This is a genomic window from Streptomyces rapamycinicus NRRL 5491 (assembly GCF_024298965.1).
Classification (GTDB): domain Bacteria; phylum Actinomycetota; class Actinomycetes; order Streptomycetales; family Streptomycetaceae; genus Streptomyces; species Streptomyces rapamycinicus.
Genome location: NZ_CP085193.1, coordinates 8,754,547 through 8,770,111 on the forward strand (window position 1 = coordinate 8,754,547; position 15,565 = coordinate 8,770,111).

The following is a 15,565-nucleotide window of genomic DNA, read 5'->3' on the forward strand; positions in this document are numbered from 1 at the left end:
GGTGGTGGAGGGCGGATGGTCGAATACCGCATCGACCGGCGCAGCGGCATCGCCACCTATCTGCAGATCGTCCAGCAGACCAAGCAGGCGCTCCGCCTCGGCCTGCTGGAACCCGGGGACCGGCTGCCCACGGCCAAGGAGGTCGTCGCGGCCACCGCCATCAACCCCAACACCGTCCTGAAGGCGTACCGCGAGCTGGAGCGCGAAGGGCTGGTCGAGCCCCGGCCGGGGCTCGGCACCTTCGTCCGCCGGTCGCTGGCCCGGCCCGGCGCCGCCGCGGACTCACCGCTGCGCGCGGAGCTCGCCGACTGGACCGACCGGGCCCGCGCCGCCGGGCTCGACCGCGAGGACGTGACGGCGCTGGTGGCCTCGGTCCTCGAAGAGCGCTTCGGCGAGACCGCCGCCCCCGGCGAGCGTGGACACGAGGAGAACGGGTGACCGACGACATCGACGCGGCCGACGCACTGGAGGCGTCCGGGCTGGGCAGGAAGTACCGACGCGGCTGGGCCGTCAGAGACGTCGCCTTCCGGCTGCCCGCCGGGCGGATCTGCGCGCTGGTGGGCCCCAACGGCTCCGGCAAGAGCACCCTGCTGTCGCTCGCCGCCGGACTGCTGACCCCGACCACCGGCATCCTGCGGGTCTTCGGCCGGCCCGCCTCCGACCCCGGCACCCGCGAGCGCATCGCCTTCGTCGCCCAGGACAAGCCGCTCTACCCGCGCTTCTCCGTGGCCGACACCCTGCGCCTGGGCCGGGAGCTCAACCCCCGCTGGGACCAGAGCGCCGCCGAACGGGTGGTGGCGGAGGCCGATGTGCCGCTGTCCGCCCGTGTCGGCTCGCTCTCCGGCGGCCAGCGCACCTGTGTGGCCCTCGCCCTCGCCCTCGGCAAACGCGCCGATCTGCTGTTCCTGGACGAGCCGATGGCCGATCAGGACCCACTGCGCCGCCGCCGGATGATGGGTGCCCTGATGGCCGAGGCCGCCGAGCGCGGCACCGGCGTGGTCATCTCCACCCATGTGCTCGCCGAACTCGACGGCGTCTGTGACTACCTGCTGCTGATGGGCGGCGGCCGGATCCGCCTGGCGGGCGGGACGGACGCCCTCCAGGCCGCCCACCGCCTGGTCACCGGCCCGAGCGCGCCCGGTGGCGGAACACCGGAGGCGCTCGCCCGCCACACCGTGGTCGAGACCCGTACGACGGGCCGTCAGCTCACCGCGCTGATACGCCCGGAGGGCACCCCGGCCGGGGACGGCTGGATCGTCACCGAACCCTCCCTCGAGGATGTCCTGCTCGGCTATCTGGGCGCGCCCGACGCCCCGCCGATGTTCACGGCCGAAGCGCGGGCGACCGTTACGGAGGTGGGGGCATGAGCTCGATCGGCATACGGCTCCGGGCACCCGGCGCACGGCTCCGTGCCCGGGGGCTGGTGTGGCTGGTGGCGCGCCAGCACCGGGCCGCCCTGTGGGCGGGCCTGGCCGTGGTCGTGGCGATCGCCGCGTACATCGTCTGGCAGCGCGCCGAGATGGTCGGCTATATGCGGGCGCACCACATCCAGGGCTGCGCGGACTGGGACTCGGAGGCGCTCTGCCACGGCAGGCAGATCAGTCCCCAGAAGGGGACCAACCCGATGGCCGAAGCGTTCCGCCACCTCACCGCCACCTACCGCACACCGCTGCTCAACACCGGACGGCTGCTCATCGCGCTGCCCGTGCTGATCGGCGTCTTCATCGGCGCGCCGCTGTTCGCCCGGGAGCTGGAGACGGGCACCCACCAGGTGGTGTGGACCCAGTCCGTCGGCAGGACCCGCTGGCTCATCGCCAAACTCGCGCTCCCCCTTGTCGCCGTCACGGCCGGCACCTCGGTCCTCGTGGCCCTCTACACCTGGTGGTGGCGGGTGGCCCGGATCCAGTTCCAGGACATCGCCTGGGGCACCGCCGCACCGTTCGACGCGACCGGCCCGGCGGCCGTCGCCCTCGCCCCGCTGTCCTTCCTCCTCGGTGCGGCGGCCGGGCTGCTGCTGCGGCGCACCCTGCCCGCCATGGTGGTCACCCTGGGGGCCACCGCCGGTGTCCAGTACGGGCTGGACGCCCTGCGCCCCCATCTGATGACCCCGCGGACGATCGTCTCCACCCTCTCCGAGGACACCTCCCCCCAGGTCTACGTCAACGCGTGGCGCGGCATGGGCGACGGCTATCTGGGCCGGTCCGGGGAGAAGATCCCCCTGGACAGCTGCGCGTCCGCCGTCGGTCCGCACGGCTGGGACCGCTGCTTCGCCCGGCTCGGCGCCACCGACAGGTGGTACGAGGAGGTGCACCCGGCGAGCCACTACTGGCCCATGCAGTGGATGCAGGCCGGGATCTGCCTGGCCGCGGCCGTCGCGCTCGCCGCCCTCTGCGTGTGGTGGATCGGCCGCAGACGGGCCTGACCGGCGCCACCCCCTTCCACCAGCAGCCCTTCCGCTCCGATCGGAGTTCCCCTTCCCATGTCCATCTCGCCTGCCCTCGACACCGCCGGGGCCGGTCCACGCGCCCACCGGGCGTCCCCGGAGCCCCCGGCGTCCCGCCCCGCCGGGCGTACCGGGCGCGCCGCCGTCGGGCTCGCACCGGCCGGGCTGGCGCTGGCGCTCGGGCTGTGGGGGATCCGCCGCGAGAACAGCATGTGGCGGGACGAGTCGACGACGTATCAGGTCGCCCACCGCGACCTCGCCGACATCTGGCATCTGCTCGGCCAGGCCGATGTCGTCCACGGCCTGTACTACCTGCTCATGCACGGCCTGTTCGCCCTCTGGGACGGCGGTATTGTCGCCCTCCGGCTGCCCTCGGTGCTGGCCATGGCCGCCGCGGCCGCCGGGGTCGGACTGCTCGGGCAGCGGCTCGCGGGGCCCCGTGCCGGACTCGCCGCCGGGCTGGTCTTCCCGCTGTTCCCGGTGGTGCAGCGGTACGCGCAGGAAGGGCGCTCCTACGCCCTGGTCTGCGCCGTGGTCGTCTGGGCCACGCATCTGCTGCTGAGCGCGGTGGCCAGGCCCCGCAAGCGGACCTGGACCGGCTATGCCGTCGTCGCGGCGCTGGCCTGTCTGCTGCACGAGTTCGCGATCCTGGCCGTCGCCGCACACGGCGTCGCCCTGTTCCGGGCCCGGGTGCCGGCGGCGCTGGGCTGGGCCTGGGGCCAGGCCGCAGCGGCGACGGCCCTCGTGCTGACTCCGCTGGTGATCGTCAGTCAGCAGCAGGTGGCGCTGGTCGGCTGGATCTCAGCCCCGGGCACGAGCCAGCTGCTCGGCTTCGGCGTGCCCGCGCTGGCGGGCGTCCTGTGTGCCAGGGCGCCGGTCCCGGCGCGCGGGCCCATCGCGCTCGGCGATCTCGCGCTGCCCCTGCTGATCCTGCCCCCGGCCGTGCTGATCGCGGTGTCGTATCTGCACCCGCTGTACGTCGACCGCTACGTGATCTACGTCTACGTCGGCCTCGCACTGCTGGTGGGCGCGCGCCTGGAGCGGCTGACGCGCACCTCCCCGGCCCCGAGGACGGCGGCCGCCGCGCTGGCGGTGGTGGCGGTGGCCGCCCTGCTCCCGTACTCCGTCCAGCTGCGGACCCCGCAGAGCCGCATCGACGACACCATGGCCGCCGCACGTGCCGTACGGGAGCTGAGCCGGCCCGGCGACGGCGTGCTCTTCATGCCCGCCCGCCGCCGGGAACCGATCATGTCGAGTCCCGGGGACTTCCGCGGGCTGGAGGATCTGGCCCTGGCCGAGCGCCCGGTGCCCTCGGGCACCCTGCACGGCATCGAGCTGCCCGCGCCGCGCATCCGGACCCGGATGCTGGCGGCCGGCCGGATCGTCACGGTCAATGACCCGCCCGGCCAGCCACTGGACGACAACCCCCGGGAGAACGTCAAGCGGGGGGTGCTGAAGAAGTACTTCCACCGGTGTGCCGTCAGGGACGTCACGGGGATGCGGATCGTCCTGTACGCGCGCCCCGGCAGCTGCTGATCCGGCGTCCCGTCAGCCCTCGTCCTCCACCAGCCGGGCCGGGAAGCCGCCCGTGGCCACCGGGCCCCAGCGCTCGGGGGTGACCCGGATCAGCGACTTGCCCTGCTTGCGCATGGCCTCGCGGTACTCGTCCCAGTCCGGGTGCTCGCCCGCGATATTGCGGTAGTACTCGACCAGCGGCTCGACGGACTCCGGGGTGTCGATCACCTCGGCGGTGCCGTCGATCTGCACCCACGGGCCGTTCCATTCGTCGGACAGCACGACGAGGCTCACGGCGGCGTCGCGCTTGGCGTTGCGCACCTTGGCACGCTCGGGGTAGGTGGACATCACGATCCGGCCGGAGTCGTCGACTCCGCAGGTCAGCGGGGACGCCTGGGGCGAGCCATCCGTCCGGCGGGTCATCAGCAGCGCACGGTGGCGCGGGCGTACGAACTCCAGCAGTTCGTCGAGGCCGACTTGGGTGTTGGTGGCGATGGAGGGGCTCATGCAGGCGAGCGTACGACGTCGAGCGCACTCCAAGGCCGTACGGCACCGCGGACCGCGTCGCGGACCTGCGTCGCGTCAGAAGCCGCGGTCACGTGGTCAGGTGCCGCGTCAGGTGTCGCACTCCAGCACCGTGCGGCACAGCCCGCAGCGGGCCCGCACCCGCCCGCGCACCGGGACCCGGATGCGCTGGCGGCAGGTCGGGCAGGGGAAGGAGACGCTCAGCGGAGGGCCGGTGTCGAAGGCGTACTCCCCTCCGGTGGGGGAGGGCCGGCCGGACTGGGCCGACCGGCGGTCCTTGGCGTAGCGGCGGCGGCCGGTCCAGCCGGCGGCGGTGAGCGGCGGCCGGGCCTGCTCGCGGCGGGCCAGCTCCAGCCCCTTGGTGTACGCCTCGTACGCCTGCGGAGAGGTGAACCAGGGGGAGGGGTCCTCGTCGAAGAGCAGCGCCCGCATGGCCAGGACGTAGCCGAACTCCTCCGGTGTCAGATAGCCCAGTTTCTGGCTGGAAACCGAGTCCTGGCGATAGGCGTCGAGCAGCAACCAGCCCGTGCCGAGATAGGCGGCGGTGGTGTCGGTGAGGATTTCGTTGTCGCGTGTGCCGGGGAACGACAGGTCCAGGCGGTGCAGATACACATGTGTGACCTCGTGGGCCAGGGCCGCGCCGATGTCCCGACGGTGGGTCTTGAAGCGGGAGTTGAGCTCGATGAAGTACTCCGGGCCCGCGGCCAGTTCCACGTTCCCCGCGTGCCGCATCTCCCGGAAGCTCACGATCATCCGGGCGTCCGGCAGCCGCAGATGCTGCACCATGACCCGGGCCACCCGCTGTACGCCCAGGTAGAGGTCGTCCTGGTCGGAGAAGGCGACATCGCCGGGGACCACGCTGAGTCCGAAGGTGTCCACCGTGTCGCGGGACAGGCGGTGGTAGAGCGCGGTGATCGCGGCCCGGACGGTGTCCAGGTGGGGATAGCCGTGCTCGATGTCGCTGCCCGGTGCCGCCACGCCGTCACCCCGTGCCCGTCGCCAGCCGTGCGCCCTGTCTCACGTCAACCTTACGGTCGTTCGGCGGGGCAGTGGGTAGGCCGCGCTGGCTTGAAACCGACCCTTGTCACCTCGTTGACCCGGTCCACATAATCACAGGGCGTTTTACCGGCTCATCCACGGGATTTCGGAGAGGTTTCCGGATTTTTGTCGCGCGGCGGAGCCGTAAATCGATGCTTGGCATGAGCCTGACATGCCTTGAACCCCCCACGAAAGGACAGTCCGTTGCGGAACACGCTGAAGCACATCAAGAGAGCCTCGGCCCTCGGCGCGGTCGCCCTCGCCGCCTTCAGCCTCACCCCCGGCAGCGCCAGCGCCCAGCCCACCGGCCCCGAGCCGAGCCCCTCCGTGGTCGGCGGCACCCGCGCCGCGCAGGGCGAATTCCCCTTCATGGTCCGGCTGTCCATGGGCTGTGGTGGCGCGCTCTACACCCAGGACATCGTCCTCACCGCCGCCCACTGTGTGGACGGCAGCGGCGCCAACACCTCCATCACCGCCACCGCGGGCGTCGTGGACCTCCAGAGCTCGAGCGCCATCAAGGTCAAGTCCACCCGGGTGCTCCAGGCCCCGGGCTACAACGGCACCGGCAAGGACTGGGCGCTCATCAAGCTCGCCAAGCCGATCAACCAGCCCACCCTGAAGATCGCCGAGACCACGGCGTACAACAAGGGAGACTTCACCGTGGCCGGCTGGGGCGCCGCGGTCGAGGGCGGCGGCCAGCAGCGCTACCTGCTGAAGGCCAGCGTGCCGTTCGTCGACGACGCCACCTGCAAGTCCGCCTACGACGAGCTCGTCACCGGCGAGGAGATCTGCGCCGGGAAGATGGCCGAGGGCGGCGTGGACACCTGCCAGGGCGACTCCGGCGGCCCGATGTTCCGCAAGGACGACGGCGGCCAGTGGATCCAGGTCGGCATCGTCAGCTGGGGCGAGGGCTGCGCACGGCCCGGTAAGCCCGGTGTCTACACCGAGGTGAGCACCTTCGCCAAGGACATCAAGGCGGGTGCGACCCAGCTCGGCGGCTGACCCCTCCTCAGCACCGAGAACGCGGAGAGCTGACCGGGGTGCGGCCATCGGGCCGGTCCCGGTCAGCTCGGTTCCATCTGTCCGTAGCAAATGCAGAACGGGTGCCCGGCCGGATCGTTGAAGACCCGGAACCCCGAACGCTCCCCGCCGCTGTCACGCAGGAACGTCGCCCCGAGCTCGATCAGCTCGCGCTGCGCCCGCTCCGCGTCCGCGCGCGTCTCCACGTCGAAGTCCAGATGGATCTGCTGCGGGTGGGCCGGGTCCGGCCAGCGCGGCGGCTGGTGGTCCGGCGCCAGCTGGAAGGCCAGCTTACGGCCGTCCTCGGCGGTCAGGGTCGCCCACTCGGGATCGGCGTCGTTCAGCCGCCAGCCCAGGATCCTGCCGTAGAAGGCGGCCAGCGCGGCGGGGTCGGGGCAGTCGATGACGGTGCACTGAAGCGTCGCGATCATGTGGGGACCCTACGGGGTATCCGCCGGATCTTTCCCCTTCTTTCAGGGGCCGATATGCGTCTGCGCCGCGCGGCGGGGCATCGCCTTTGGGGTCTGGGGCGGAGCCCCGGCGGGGTCGGGGGCGGAGCCCCAGTTGTGGGAAGGGGCGGGGAGGGGAGCAGCCCGCCGCAGGCGTCAAGCCCCGCCGGAGCCCCCTAGCCCGGAACGGCGCCCTCCGGAGCGGGGCCGCGCCGAAAGCCGGGCCGGAAGTGGAACCTCTCCCCGCCCAGGTGACTCCTCCACGGTGGAGGCGCCGTACCGGGAGCGGTCCTCCACCACGACCGCCCCGCCCCCTTCCGCGCCCCGTGGGCCGGACCCCGAACCCCCCACAGGGGTCGGGGCGGTCCGGGGCCGGCCGAGGGCGGGCCCCGGACGCGGCCGACGCCGGCCGAAGCGCCCCCGAGCGGAACCGGGCCCCGGGGAAAAGTACTCTCGGGAGGCATGACGCACAGCACGAGCGACCACACCGCCGGACAGCCGGCGACGCCGGGCGACCCCGAGGGGATCGACCCGTCCGTCCTCGACGAGCTGACCCGGTTGCGTGACAGCATCGACAACATCGACGCGGCCGTGGTCCATATGCTCGCCGAGCGCTTCAAATGCACCCAGCAGGTCGGCCACCTCAAGGCCGCCCACCGGCTCCCCCCGGCCGACCCGGCCCGTGAGGCGCGTCAGATCACCCGGCTGCGGCAGCTCGCCGAGAGCGCCAAGCTCGACCCCGGCTTCGCCGAGAAGCTGCTCAACTTCATCATCGCCGAGGTCATCCGGCACCACGAGACCATCGCACGCTCCGACAACGGCACCGAGGGGCCCGAGGGCGCACTCCGGTAGTGCGCCCGGGCGGCCGTACGCGCCGGGCAACCACTTCCCACCCGTGTGCGGCCCGCCGCACGTAGGGCAGCATGTCCCCATGTCCGTACTGACGCGCGAGGAAGCGCAGAACCGAGCCCGCCTCATCGAGGTCCACAGCTACACGATCGACCTCGACCTCACCCGCGGGGAGGAGCTCTTCGGCTCCACCACGACCATCCGCTTCAGCGCGCGCCAGGCGGGCGCGGACACCTTCGCCGAGCTCCAGCCGGCCGCCCTCCACCGCGCCGTGCTCGACGGCCGGGAGCTCGACCTCACCGGCGAGACCGCCGAGGCGCTCGCGGGCGGCCGGCTCCCGCTCACCGGGCTCGGTGAGGGCGAGCACGAGCTGCGCGTCGAGACCGACATGCGCTACTCCCACACCGGCGAGGGCATGCACCGCTTCACCGACCCCGCCGACGGCGAGACGTACCTCTACACCATGTGCTGCATGTCGGACGCGAACGGCGTCTTCACCGCGTTCGACCAGCCCGACCTCAAGGCCGTCTTCGACGTCCGCGTCACCGCCCCGCCCGAGTGGACCGTCCTCGGCAACGGCATCGCCACCCGCGTCGGCGCCCCCGAGGAGGGCCGCTGGCAGCTCGCGCCCACCCCGCCCATCAGCACCTATCTGATGGCCCTGGCCGCCGGCCCGTACCACTCGGTGCGCACCGAGCACGCCGGACTCCCCTTCGGGCTGCATGTCCGCCGCTCCCTCGCGCCCCACCTCGAGGCCGACGCCGACGAGCTCTTCGACATCACCCGGCGCTGCTTCGACCGCTACCACGAGCTCTTCGAGGAGCCGTACCCCTTCGACTCCTACGACCAGGCGTTCGTCCCCGAGTTCAACTCGGGTGCCATGGAGAACCCGGGCCTGGTCACCTTCCGCGACGAATACGTCTTCCGCTCCGCCGTCACCGACGCCGAGCGCCAGACCCGCGCCATGGTCATCGCCCATGAGATGGCCCATATGTGGTTCGGCGACCTCGTCACCATGAAGTGGTGGGACGACATCTGGCTGAACGAGTCCTTCGCCGAGTACATGGGCTACCAGATCCTCACCGAGACCACCCGCTACACCGACACCTGGGCCGACTTCGGCGTCCGCCGCAAGAACTGGGGCTACGACGCCGACCAGCGCCCCTCCACCCACCCGGTCGCCCCCGCGCCCGAGCTGGTCCCCGACACCGCCGCCGCCCGCCTCAACTTCGACGGCATCTCCTACGCCAAGGGCGCCTCCGCGCTCCGCCAGCTCGTCACCTGGCTCGGCGAGAAGACCTTCCTCGACGGCATCAACGACCACTTCACCCGGCACCGCTTCGGCAACGCCACCCTCGCCGACTTCATCGACTCCCTGGCCCGCTCCTCCGGCCGCGACGTCCACGCCTGGGCCGACCGCTGGCTGCGCACCACCGGGGTCGACACCCTCGCCCCCGTCGTCACCGCGAACGGCGACCGCTGGAGCGCCGAGATCCGCCACCAGGGCGGCGGCCCGGACGGGGACGCCCCCGTCAGGCGCCCGCACCGCATCGCCATCGGCCTGTACGACCACGCGCCCGCGGCCCCGCACCAGCTGGTCCTGCGCGAGCGCGTCGAGGCCGAGCTCGACGGCGCCGAGCCCGGCCTCAGCCTCTCCTTCACCGGGCCCCGGCCCGATCTGCTGCTGCTGAACGACGGCGACCTCACCTACGCCAAGATCCGGCTCGACCCCGCCTCCTGGAAGGCCGTCCACCGCTCGCTGTCCGGCCTCCCCGACGCCGTCAGCCGCGCCGTGGTCTGGAACGCCGCCCGCGACATGGTGCGCGACGGCGACCTGCCCGCCACCGACTACCTCGAGGCCGCCCGCGCCCATCTGCCGCACGAGACCGACATAGCGATCGTCCAGGGCGTCCTCGCCTTCGCCCGCACCCAGATCGCCGACCGCTACCTCCCCGCGGACCGGCGCCCCGCCGCGCTGGCCACCATCGGCGCCACCTGCCGCGATCTGCTGCGCCGCACCGAGGACGGCTCCGGGGACGGGCTGCGGCTCGCCGCGGTCCGTACGTTCATCGGCAGCGCCACCGCGCCCGCCGAGCTCAGCGACTGGCTCGACGGCGACACCGTCCCCGGCGGCCCCGCCCTCGACCCCGAGCTGCGCTGGCAGATCCTCGGCCGCCTCGCCGTCCTCGGCGCCGTCGGCCCCGCCGACATCGACGCCGAACGCGCCCGCGACTCCAGCGCCACCGGCCAGGAGGGCGCCGCCCGCTGCCGGGCCGCCCTGCCGGACGCGGCGGCGAAGGAGGCCGCGTGGCAGACCCTCTTCGGCGGCGGCGAGGACGACCGGAACACGGACGGCCAGGGTGCCGGTGGTCAGGGTGCCGGTGGTCAGGGGGCCGAGCTCTCCAACTACCTGGCCATCGCGACCGTCGCGGGCTTCTGGCAGCCCGAGCACCACGACGTCCTCGTCGACTACGTGCCGCGCTACTTCCCGGCCGCCGTCGCGCTGGGTGCCCGCCGGGGCGCCGTCATCGCCGACACCGTCGCCCGCTTCGGCTTCCCGAGCACCGTCGACGCCGAGACCCTGCGCCTGGGCGAGGAGTGGATCGCGTCCTCCGACGCCGTTCCCGCCCTCCGCCGCCGCCTCGCCGACCAGATCGACGACCTGCGGCGCGCCCTGCGCGTACGGGAGAAGCAGGGCGGGTGATCCCGCGCCGACGGGGGCGGCGAGGGCGCTCGGCCGCCCCGCCGCCCCTGCCGCGCGGTCTTGGCGCGGGGCCGGTCAGCTCGGGGTGTCGGCGAGCTGGGTGATGAGGAAGTCGAGGCGCTCATCCTGAGTGTCCGGGGGGATGCGGCCGCTGTCCGACAGGACGGCGATGCCGTGCAACGCGCTCCAGATGACTTCGGCGAACAGTTGGCGCCGCGCGTTGTCCGGGCGGTAGCAGCTGACGAATTCGTCGAAGCCGGCGCGCAGTTGGGGCGGGGTGTCGACGTGCGCGAACTTCACGTCGGTCGGCATGACGAACATGGCCTGGTAGAGGGCGGGCCGCTCGGTGGCGAACTCCAGATAGGCGCGGCATACGGCGTGCAGGGCCTGCCCTGGCTCGGGGGCGGCCAGCCGGGCACGGCGCAGGTGGGCGGCGAGTTCGCCGAAGCCGTCGATCGAGACGGCGCGCACGATGGCGTCCTTCCCGCTGAAGTGGCTGTAGAGCACGGGCTGGCTGTACTCGACGCGCTCGGCGAGCCTTCGCGTCGTCACCGCCTCCCAGCCTTCGGCCTCGGCGAGTTCGCGGGCTGCTGTGATGATCAGCTGATGGCGTTGGGCACGTTCACGTTCGCGGCGCTCTTTGATGGCGGACATATCGACATCTTAGCGGTGCTAGACATTCTGCCGAGGATATGACTATCGTCGACACAACAACTAGCGCCGCTAGCCAATAGTGGGCGCCGCTACCGACCGCGACGTCACCTGCTCCAGCCGCAGCGGCGGGACGCCCTCGAACAGCCGCGTGCCGGCGCCGAGCGTGAACGGCACGATACGCAGCCGCAGCTCATCGATCAGACCGGCGGTGAGGTACTGGTTGATGGTGGTCGCGCCGCCATGGACCGAGACCTCGCCGTCCCCGGCCGCCGCGCGTGCCCGTGCCAGCGCCGCCGCGATCCCGTCGGTCACGAAGTGGTACGTGGTGCCGCCGTCCATCGGCTGCGGCTCGCGCGCGTGGTGGGTGAGCACGGACACCGGGGCGTGGAACGGCGGATCGCCGCCCCACCAGCCTTTCCACTGCCGGTCCCGCGCGCCGCGCACCGGGCCGAACATATTGCGCGCCATGATGAACGCCGGTCCGGGCACGGGGCAGACTGACGGCATGGATCGAGAAGCGCGCCAGTGGATGCTGAAGGTCGACGGAGAGGGGTTCGAGGTCGCTGAGCGCCCCGACGAACCCGGGACGTACGACTTCACCTGGCTGACCGGGCCGAACCCGGGATACGGCTTCACCACCCATGTGCACGGAGCCGACTCATTGAGCGAGCGGGAACTGGAGGAGTCCGCACGGGACTTCCTCGGTCAGGTGGACCCCGGGACGGGGCACATCGAGTAACCGATCAATTCGCGGGGCCGGGCCGTACCACGTACGGGTGCACTTGCCCCCGACCCCGGATCGGACCGCCGGCGGGCGAAGTAATTTAGGCAGCCCTGACCGCCGCCCAGACACCCCCTAGGGGCACACCCATGCCCGTGCCCGCAGCCGGAACCGCCCGCCTCCTCGCCGGGGGCCAGAGCGGACCGGACGTGCTCCGCCCGATGGTCGACACCGTCCTGGACGCCCTCGCTCACGGCGCCGCCGACCGCGGTGGGCCCCTCCCGGCCGGGGGACCGGCCGCGGTGGCCCGGCGGATACGCGGTGCGGCCCGGCCGCTCATCCCCGACGAGGGGGAGGGGCCCCACCACGCGCTGCGCGGCCTCGTCCGCGCCCTCGCCCACGGCGCCGCCGAACCCGCCGACCCCCGCTGCACCGCCCATCTGCACTGTCCGCCGCTCGCCGTCGCCACCGCCGCCGACCTCGCGGTCTCCGCGCTCAACCCCTCCCTCGACTCCTGGGACCAGGCCCCCGCAGCCTGTGCGCTGGAGGCGCTGACCTGCCGCGCCCTCGCCGAACTCGTCCACCCCCACGGCCCCGACCCCGACGCCCTCGTCACCACCGGCGGCACCGAATCCAACCAACTCGGCCTGCTCCTCGCCCGCGAGGCCGCCCGGGGCGCTCCGCTCCGTATCGTCCGCGGCGCCAACGGTCACCACAGCGTCCAGCGCGCCGCCTGGCTGCTCGGGCTGGACGAGCCCCTCACCCTCCCCACCCCCGGCGGCGTCCTCGACCCGGTCGCGCTCCACACCGCCCTCGACCGGCCGTCCGACGCCCCCACCCTCGTCGTCGCCACCGCCGGCACCACCGACACCGGGGCCATCGACCCGCTCCCCGACATCGCCGACGTCTGCGACCACCACGCCGCCACCCTCCACATCGACGCCGCCTACGGTGCGCCGCTCCTGTTCAGCGACACCCTCCACAAGCGGCTCCACGGGCTCGACCGCGCCCGTACCGTCGCCCTCGACCTGCACAAACTCGGCTGGCAGCCGGTGGCCGCGGGCCTCCTCGCCGTGCCCGACGGCGCCGCGCTCGCCGCGCTGGCCCACCACGCCGACTACCTCAACGCCGACGACGACACCGAAGCGGGCCTGCCCGATCTGCTCGGCCGCTCGCTCCGCACCACCCGCCGTCCCGACATCTTCAAGATCGCCGTCACGCTGCGGGCGCTCGGCCGCCGCGGTCTCGGCGAGCTCGTGGACCACGTGTGCGCGGCCGCCCAGCACCTCGCCGACCTCATCGAGGCGCGCCCCGGGCTCGAGCTCCACGCCCGCCCCACCATCAGCACCGTCCTCTTCCGCCCCACCGGGGCACCGCCCGCCACCGTCGCCGCGCTGCGCCGCCGCCTCCTCCACCACGGGGCGGCCGTCCTCGGCCGCGCCGCCACACCCGAGGGGCTGTGGCTCAAGGCCACCGTTCTCAACCCGCACATCCAGCCCGACGATCTGCGCGGGCTGCTCGAACTCGTGGAAGGCAACACCACCCCATGAGCACCGCACAACCCCCCAATTCCGCCGCCGGTCCCGCATCCGACACCGACCGGCCCGTGGACCTGGCCGGTATCGGCATCGGCCCGTTCAACCTCTCCCTCGCCGCCCTCGCCCACGGCGTCCCCGCCCTGCGCACCGCCTGCTACGAGCAGCGGCCCGCCTTCCACTGGCACCCCGGCCTCCTCATCGACGGCGCGACCATCCAAGTCCCCTTCCTCGCCGACCTGGTGACCCTCGCCGACCCCGGCAGCCCCTGGACCTTCCTCCAGTACCTCAAGGCCCATGAGCGGCTCTTCCCCTTCTACGTCGCCGAGCGCTTCCACATCGAGCGCGCCGAGTACGACGCCTACTGCCGCTGGGTCAGCGAACAGCTCCCCGGACTCCACTTCGACCACCGCGTGGACGCCGTCCGCTGGGACCACGAATACGAGCTGTTCGAAATCGACTTCACCCGGCTCGGCCCGGCCGCCGACACCCCCGCGTCCGATGCGACCGGAACCGACGAGGAGTGCAGGGCCCTCGGCCGCGTCTACGCCCGCAACCTCGTCCTCGGCGTCGGCACCGAGCCGTACGTCCCCGAACCCCTGCGCCCACTCGCCGACGCCCCCAACGTCCCCGTCCTCCACTCCTCCGACTACCTCGAACACCGCGAGCGGCTCCTGGCCACCGGCCACGTCACCGTCATCGGCTCCGGCCAGTCCGGCGCCGAGGTCTTCCTCGACCTGCTGCGCAACCGCCCCCTCGGCGCCGAGGGGCTCCACTGGATGGCCCGCACGCCCGCCTTCGCGCCCATGGAGTACAGCAAGCTCGGCCTGGAGCAGTTCAGCCCCGATTACACCCGCTACTTCCACACCCTGCCCGAGCCCGTCCGCGACCAGCTGCTGCCCCGCCAGTGGCAGCTCTACAAGGGCATCGCCCACGAGACGCTCGACGCCATCCACCACGAGCTCTACCGCCGCGCCATGCACTCCGACGGCTGGCCCGGCGCCGTGCTCACCCCCGGGGTCACCGTCCGCACCGCCGGCCGTATCGCCGCCGCCCAGCTCGAACTCCACCTGGAACACACCGAGCAGGGCACCCGGGCCCGCCACACCACCGAGGCCGTCGTCCTCGCCACCGGCTACCGCGAGCGCCGCGTCGACACCCTCCTCGCCGCCCTCGACCCCTACATCCGCCGGGACGCCTCCGAGCGCCCCCGCGTCGACGCCGACCACCGGCTGGTCCTCGATCCCATGATCAAGGGCTCGGTGTACGTCCAGAACGCCGAGCGCCACACCCATGGCGTCGGCACCCCCGACCTCGGCCTCGCCGCCTGGCGCTCCGCCGTCATCCTCAACGCGCTGCTCGCGGAGCCCGCCTACCGGCTGCCGTCCCGCACCGCGTTCACCGCCTTCGGGCTCCAGCCGTCGGGGCGGTGCGGCACCGTGATCGGCAACCCGCACCTCCCCGACCAGCGCACCCCCCTCACCCCGACGCGGACCTGACCGCGCCGGGCCGGGCGCGCCCCGGGCCACGGGAAGCGCACCTCAGCCGGTGGCGGTCAGTGCCCGCAGCTGGGCCAGCGTCTCGCGGATGACATCGCGCAAGTCGCGGTCCTCGGTGGCGTTGATCCATCGTTCATAGGCGACGCGGAACACCGCGATGCCGGTCTCGGTGGCCAGGCTGGCCTCGGCGTCGTCGATACCCCGCCGCCGCAACCTGTCGGCCAGGACGGCCGACATGGACGCGAGCTTGATCAACTCACGTTCGCGGAGATCGGCGTTGGCCATGATCACCGTCTGCCGTGTCCGTGCGAACTCACGGTCGCCGCCGACCACCTCGGCCACCGCGTCGAGCGCGGCCGCGACGGCGTCCAGCGCCGATGCCGTGGCCGGCGCCCCCTCCAGGGCGGCAACCGACCTTTCCTCCAGTTCGGACGCCCCGTCGAAGAGAACCTCGCGCTTGTCGGCGAAGTACCGGAAGAAGGTGCGGGCGGTGACACCGGCCCGTTCGGCTATATCGGCAACCATGGTCTGCTCGAAGCCACGTTCCAGATACAGCGCCAGCGCGGCCTCGCGCAGTCGGCCACCGGCTCCAGGTTCCCACCGTCCCATGCGG

At 72.8% G+C, this 15,565-nt stretch carries 15 protein-coding genes and 1 pseudogene; 10 read left to right on the forward strand and 6 right to left on the reverse strand.

Annotation, left to right across the window (positions count from 1 at the left end; genetic code table 11):
• Window positions 1-15: 15 nt before the first annotated feature.
• The 4 genes from LIV37_RS36770 to LIV37_RS36785 are packed head-to-tail and all read left to right on the forward strand — an operon-like array spanning window position 16 to window position 3,979.
• Window positions 16-438 (forward strand): GntR family transcriptional regulator, encoded by a 423-nt coding sequence (locus LIV37_RS36770; protein ID WP_020872138.1) that lies wholly within the window; start codon window positions 16-18, stop codon window positions 436-438.
• Window positions 435-1,367, forward strand: a complete 933-nt coding sequence (locus LIV37_RS36775; protein ID WP_020872139.1) for an ABC transporter ATP-binding protein — start codon at window positions 435-437, stop codon at window positions 1,365-1,367. Before LIV37_RS36770 ends, LIV37_RS36775 begins: the two co-directional genes overlap by 4 nt.
• Complete coding sequence (locus LIV37_RS36780) at window positions 1,364-2,422, forward strand: translation initiation factor IF-2 (RefSeq protein ID WP_020872140.1); 1,059 nt, start codon at window positions 1,364-1,366, stop codon at window positions 2,420-2,422. Before LIV37_RS36775 ends, LIV37_RS36780 begins: the two co-directional genes overlap by 4 nt.
• 57 nt (window positions 2,423-2,479) lie before the next feature.
• Window positions 2,480-3,979 (forward strand): glycosyltransferase family 39 protein, encoded by a 1,500-nt coding sequence (locus LIV37_RS36785; protein WP_020872141.1) that lies wholly within the window; start codon window positions 2,480-2,482, stop codon window positions 3,977-3,979.
• Between the two features lie 12 nt (window positions 3,980-3,991).
• Here the strand turns inward: LIV37_RS36785 and LIV37_RS36790 are convergent, their stop codons facing one another.
• Window positions 3,992-4,465 (reverse strand): PPOX class F420-dependent oxidoreductase, encoded by a 474-nt coding sequence (locus tag LIV37_RS36790; RefSeq protein ID WP_020872142.1) that lies wholly within the window; start codon window positions 4,463-4,465, stop codon window positions 3,992-3,994.
• 108 nt (window positions 4,466-4,573) lie between these two features.
• Window positions 4,574-5,461 carry a hypothetical protein gene (locus LIV37_RS36795; protein WP_020872143.1) on the reverse strand — a complete coding sequence of 296 codons (888 nt, stop codon included), beginning with the start codon at window positions 5,459-5,461 and terminating at the stop codon, window positions 4,574-4,576.
• 264 nt (window positions 5,462-5,725) lie between these two features.
• Between LIV37_RS36795 and LIV37_RS36800 the strand changes: the two genes are divergently transcribed.
• Window positions 5,726-6,523 (forward strand): S1 family peptidase, encoded by a 798-nt coding sequence (locus LIV37_RS36800; RefSeq protein ID WP_020872144.1) that lies wholly within the window; start codon window positions 5,726-5,728, stop codon window positions 6,521-6,523.
• 62 nt (window positions 6,524-6,585) lie between these two features.
• Here LIV37_RS36800 and LIV37_RS36805 read toward each other — a convergent pair whose 3' ends face one another.
• Window positions 6,586-6,972, reverse strand: coding sequence for a VOC family protein (locus LIV37_RS36805; protein ID WP_020872145.1), 387 nt, complete (start codon window positions 6,970-6,972; stop codon window positions 6,586-6,588).
• 480 nt (window positions 6,973-7,452) lie between these two features.
• Here LIV37_RS36805 and LIV37_RS36810 point away from each other — a divergent pair, with 480 nt between their 5' ends.
• Window positions 7,453-7,842 carry a chorismate mutase gene (locus tag LIV37_RS36810; RefSeq protein WP_020872146.1) on the forward strand — a complete coding sequence of 130 codons (390 nt, stop codon included), beginning with the start codon at window positions 7,453-7,455 and terminating at the stop codon, window positions 7,840-7,842.
• Window positions 7,843-7,921: 79 nt separating this feature from the next.
• Window positions 7,922-10,543 carry an aminopeptidase N gene (gene pepN / locus LIV37_RS36815; protein WP_020872147.1) on the forward strand — a complete coding sequence of 874 codons (2,622 nt, stop codon included), beginning with the start codon at window positions 7,922-7,924 and terminating at the stop codon, window positions 10,541-10,543.
• A 75-nt stretch (window positions 10,544-10,618) separates the two neighbouring features.
• Here pepN and LIV37_RS36820 read toward each other — a convergent pair whose 3' ends face one another.
• Both LIV37_RS36820 and LIV37_RS36825 read right to left on the reverse strand, forming a co-directional pair.
• A complete protein-coding gene (locus LIV37_RS36820; protein ID WP_020872148.1) occupies window positions 10,619-11,197 on the reverse strand; it encodes a TetR/AcrR family transcriptional regulator in 579 nt (192 codons plus the stop codon).
• Window positions 11,198-11,266: 69 nt separating this feature from the next.
• A pseudogene (locus tag LIV37_RS36825) lies at window positions 11,267-11,674 on the reverse strand (dihydrofolate reductase family protein); the annotation flags it as partial.
• Window positions 11,675-11,702: 28 nt separating this feature from the next.
• On the opposite strand from LIV37_RS36825, the gene LIV37_RS36830 reads away from it, so the two are divergent.
• The 3 genes from LIV37_RS36830 to LIV37_RS36840 all read left to right on the forward strand — a co-directional run bounded on the left by LIV37_RS36830 (window position 11,703) and on the right by LIV37_RS36840 (window position 14,952).
• A complete protein-coding gene (locus tag LIV37_RS36830; RefSeq protein WP_121824077.1) occupies window positions 11,703-11,936 on the forward strand; it encodes a hypothetical protein in 234 nt (77 codons plus the stop codon).
• 131 nt (window positions 11,937-12,067) lie between these two features.
• Window positions 12,068-13,468 (forward strand): pyridoxal phosphate-dependent decarboxylase family protein, encoded by a 1,401-nt coding sequence (locus LIV37_RS36835; RefSeq protein ID WP_020872151.1) that lies wholly within the window; start codon window positions 12,068-12,070, stop codon window positions 13,466-13,468.
• On the forward strand, window positions 13,465-14,952 hold the full coding sequence (locus tag LIV37_RS36840) for a lysine N(6)-hydroxylase/L-ornithine N(5)-oxygenase family protein (RefSeq protein WP_020872152.1): 1,488 nt from the start codon (window positions 13,465-13,467) through the stop codon (window positions 14,950-14,952). The genes LIV37_RS36835 and LIV37_RS36840 overlap by 4 nt, the downstream gene beginning before the upstream one ends.
• Window positions 14,953-14,994: 42 nt before the next feature.
• Here the strand turns inward: LIV37_RS36840 and LIV37_RS36845 are convergent, their stop codons facing one another.
• On the reverse strand, window positions 14,995-15,561 hold the full coding sequence (locus LIV37_RS36845; RefSeq protein ID WP_020872153.1) for a TetR family transcriptional regulator: 567 nt from the start codon (window positions 15,559-15,561) through the stop codon (window positions 14,995-14,997).
• Window positions 15,562-15,565: the final 4 nt, after the last annotated feature.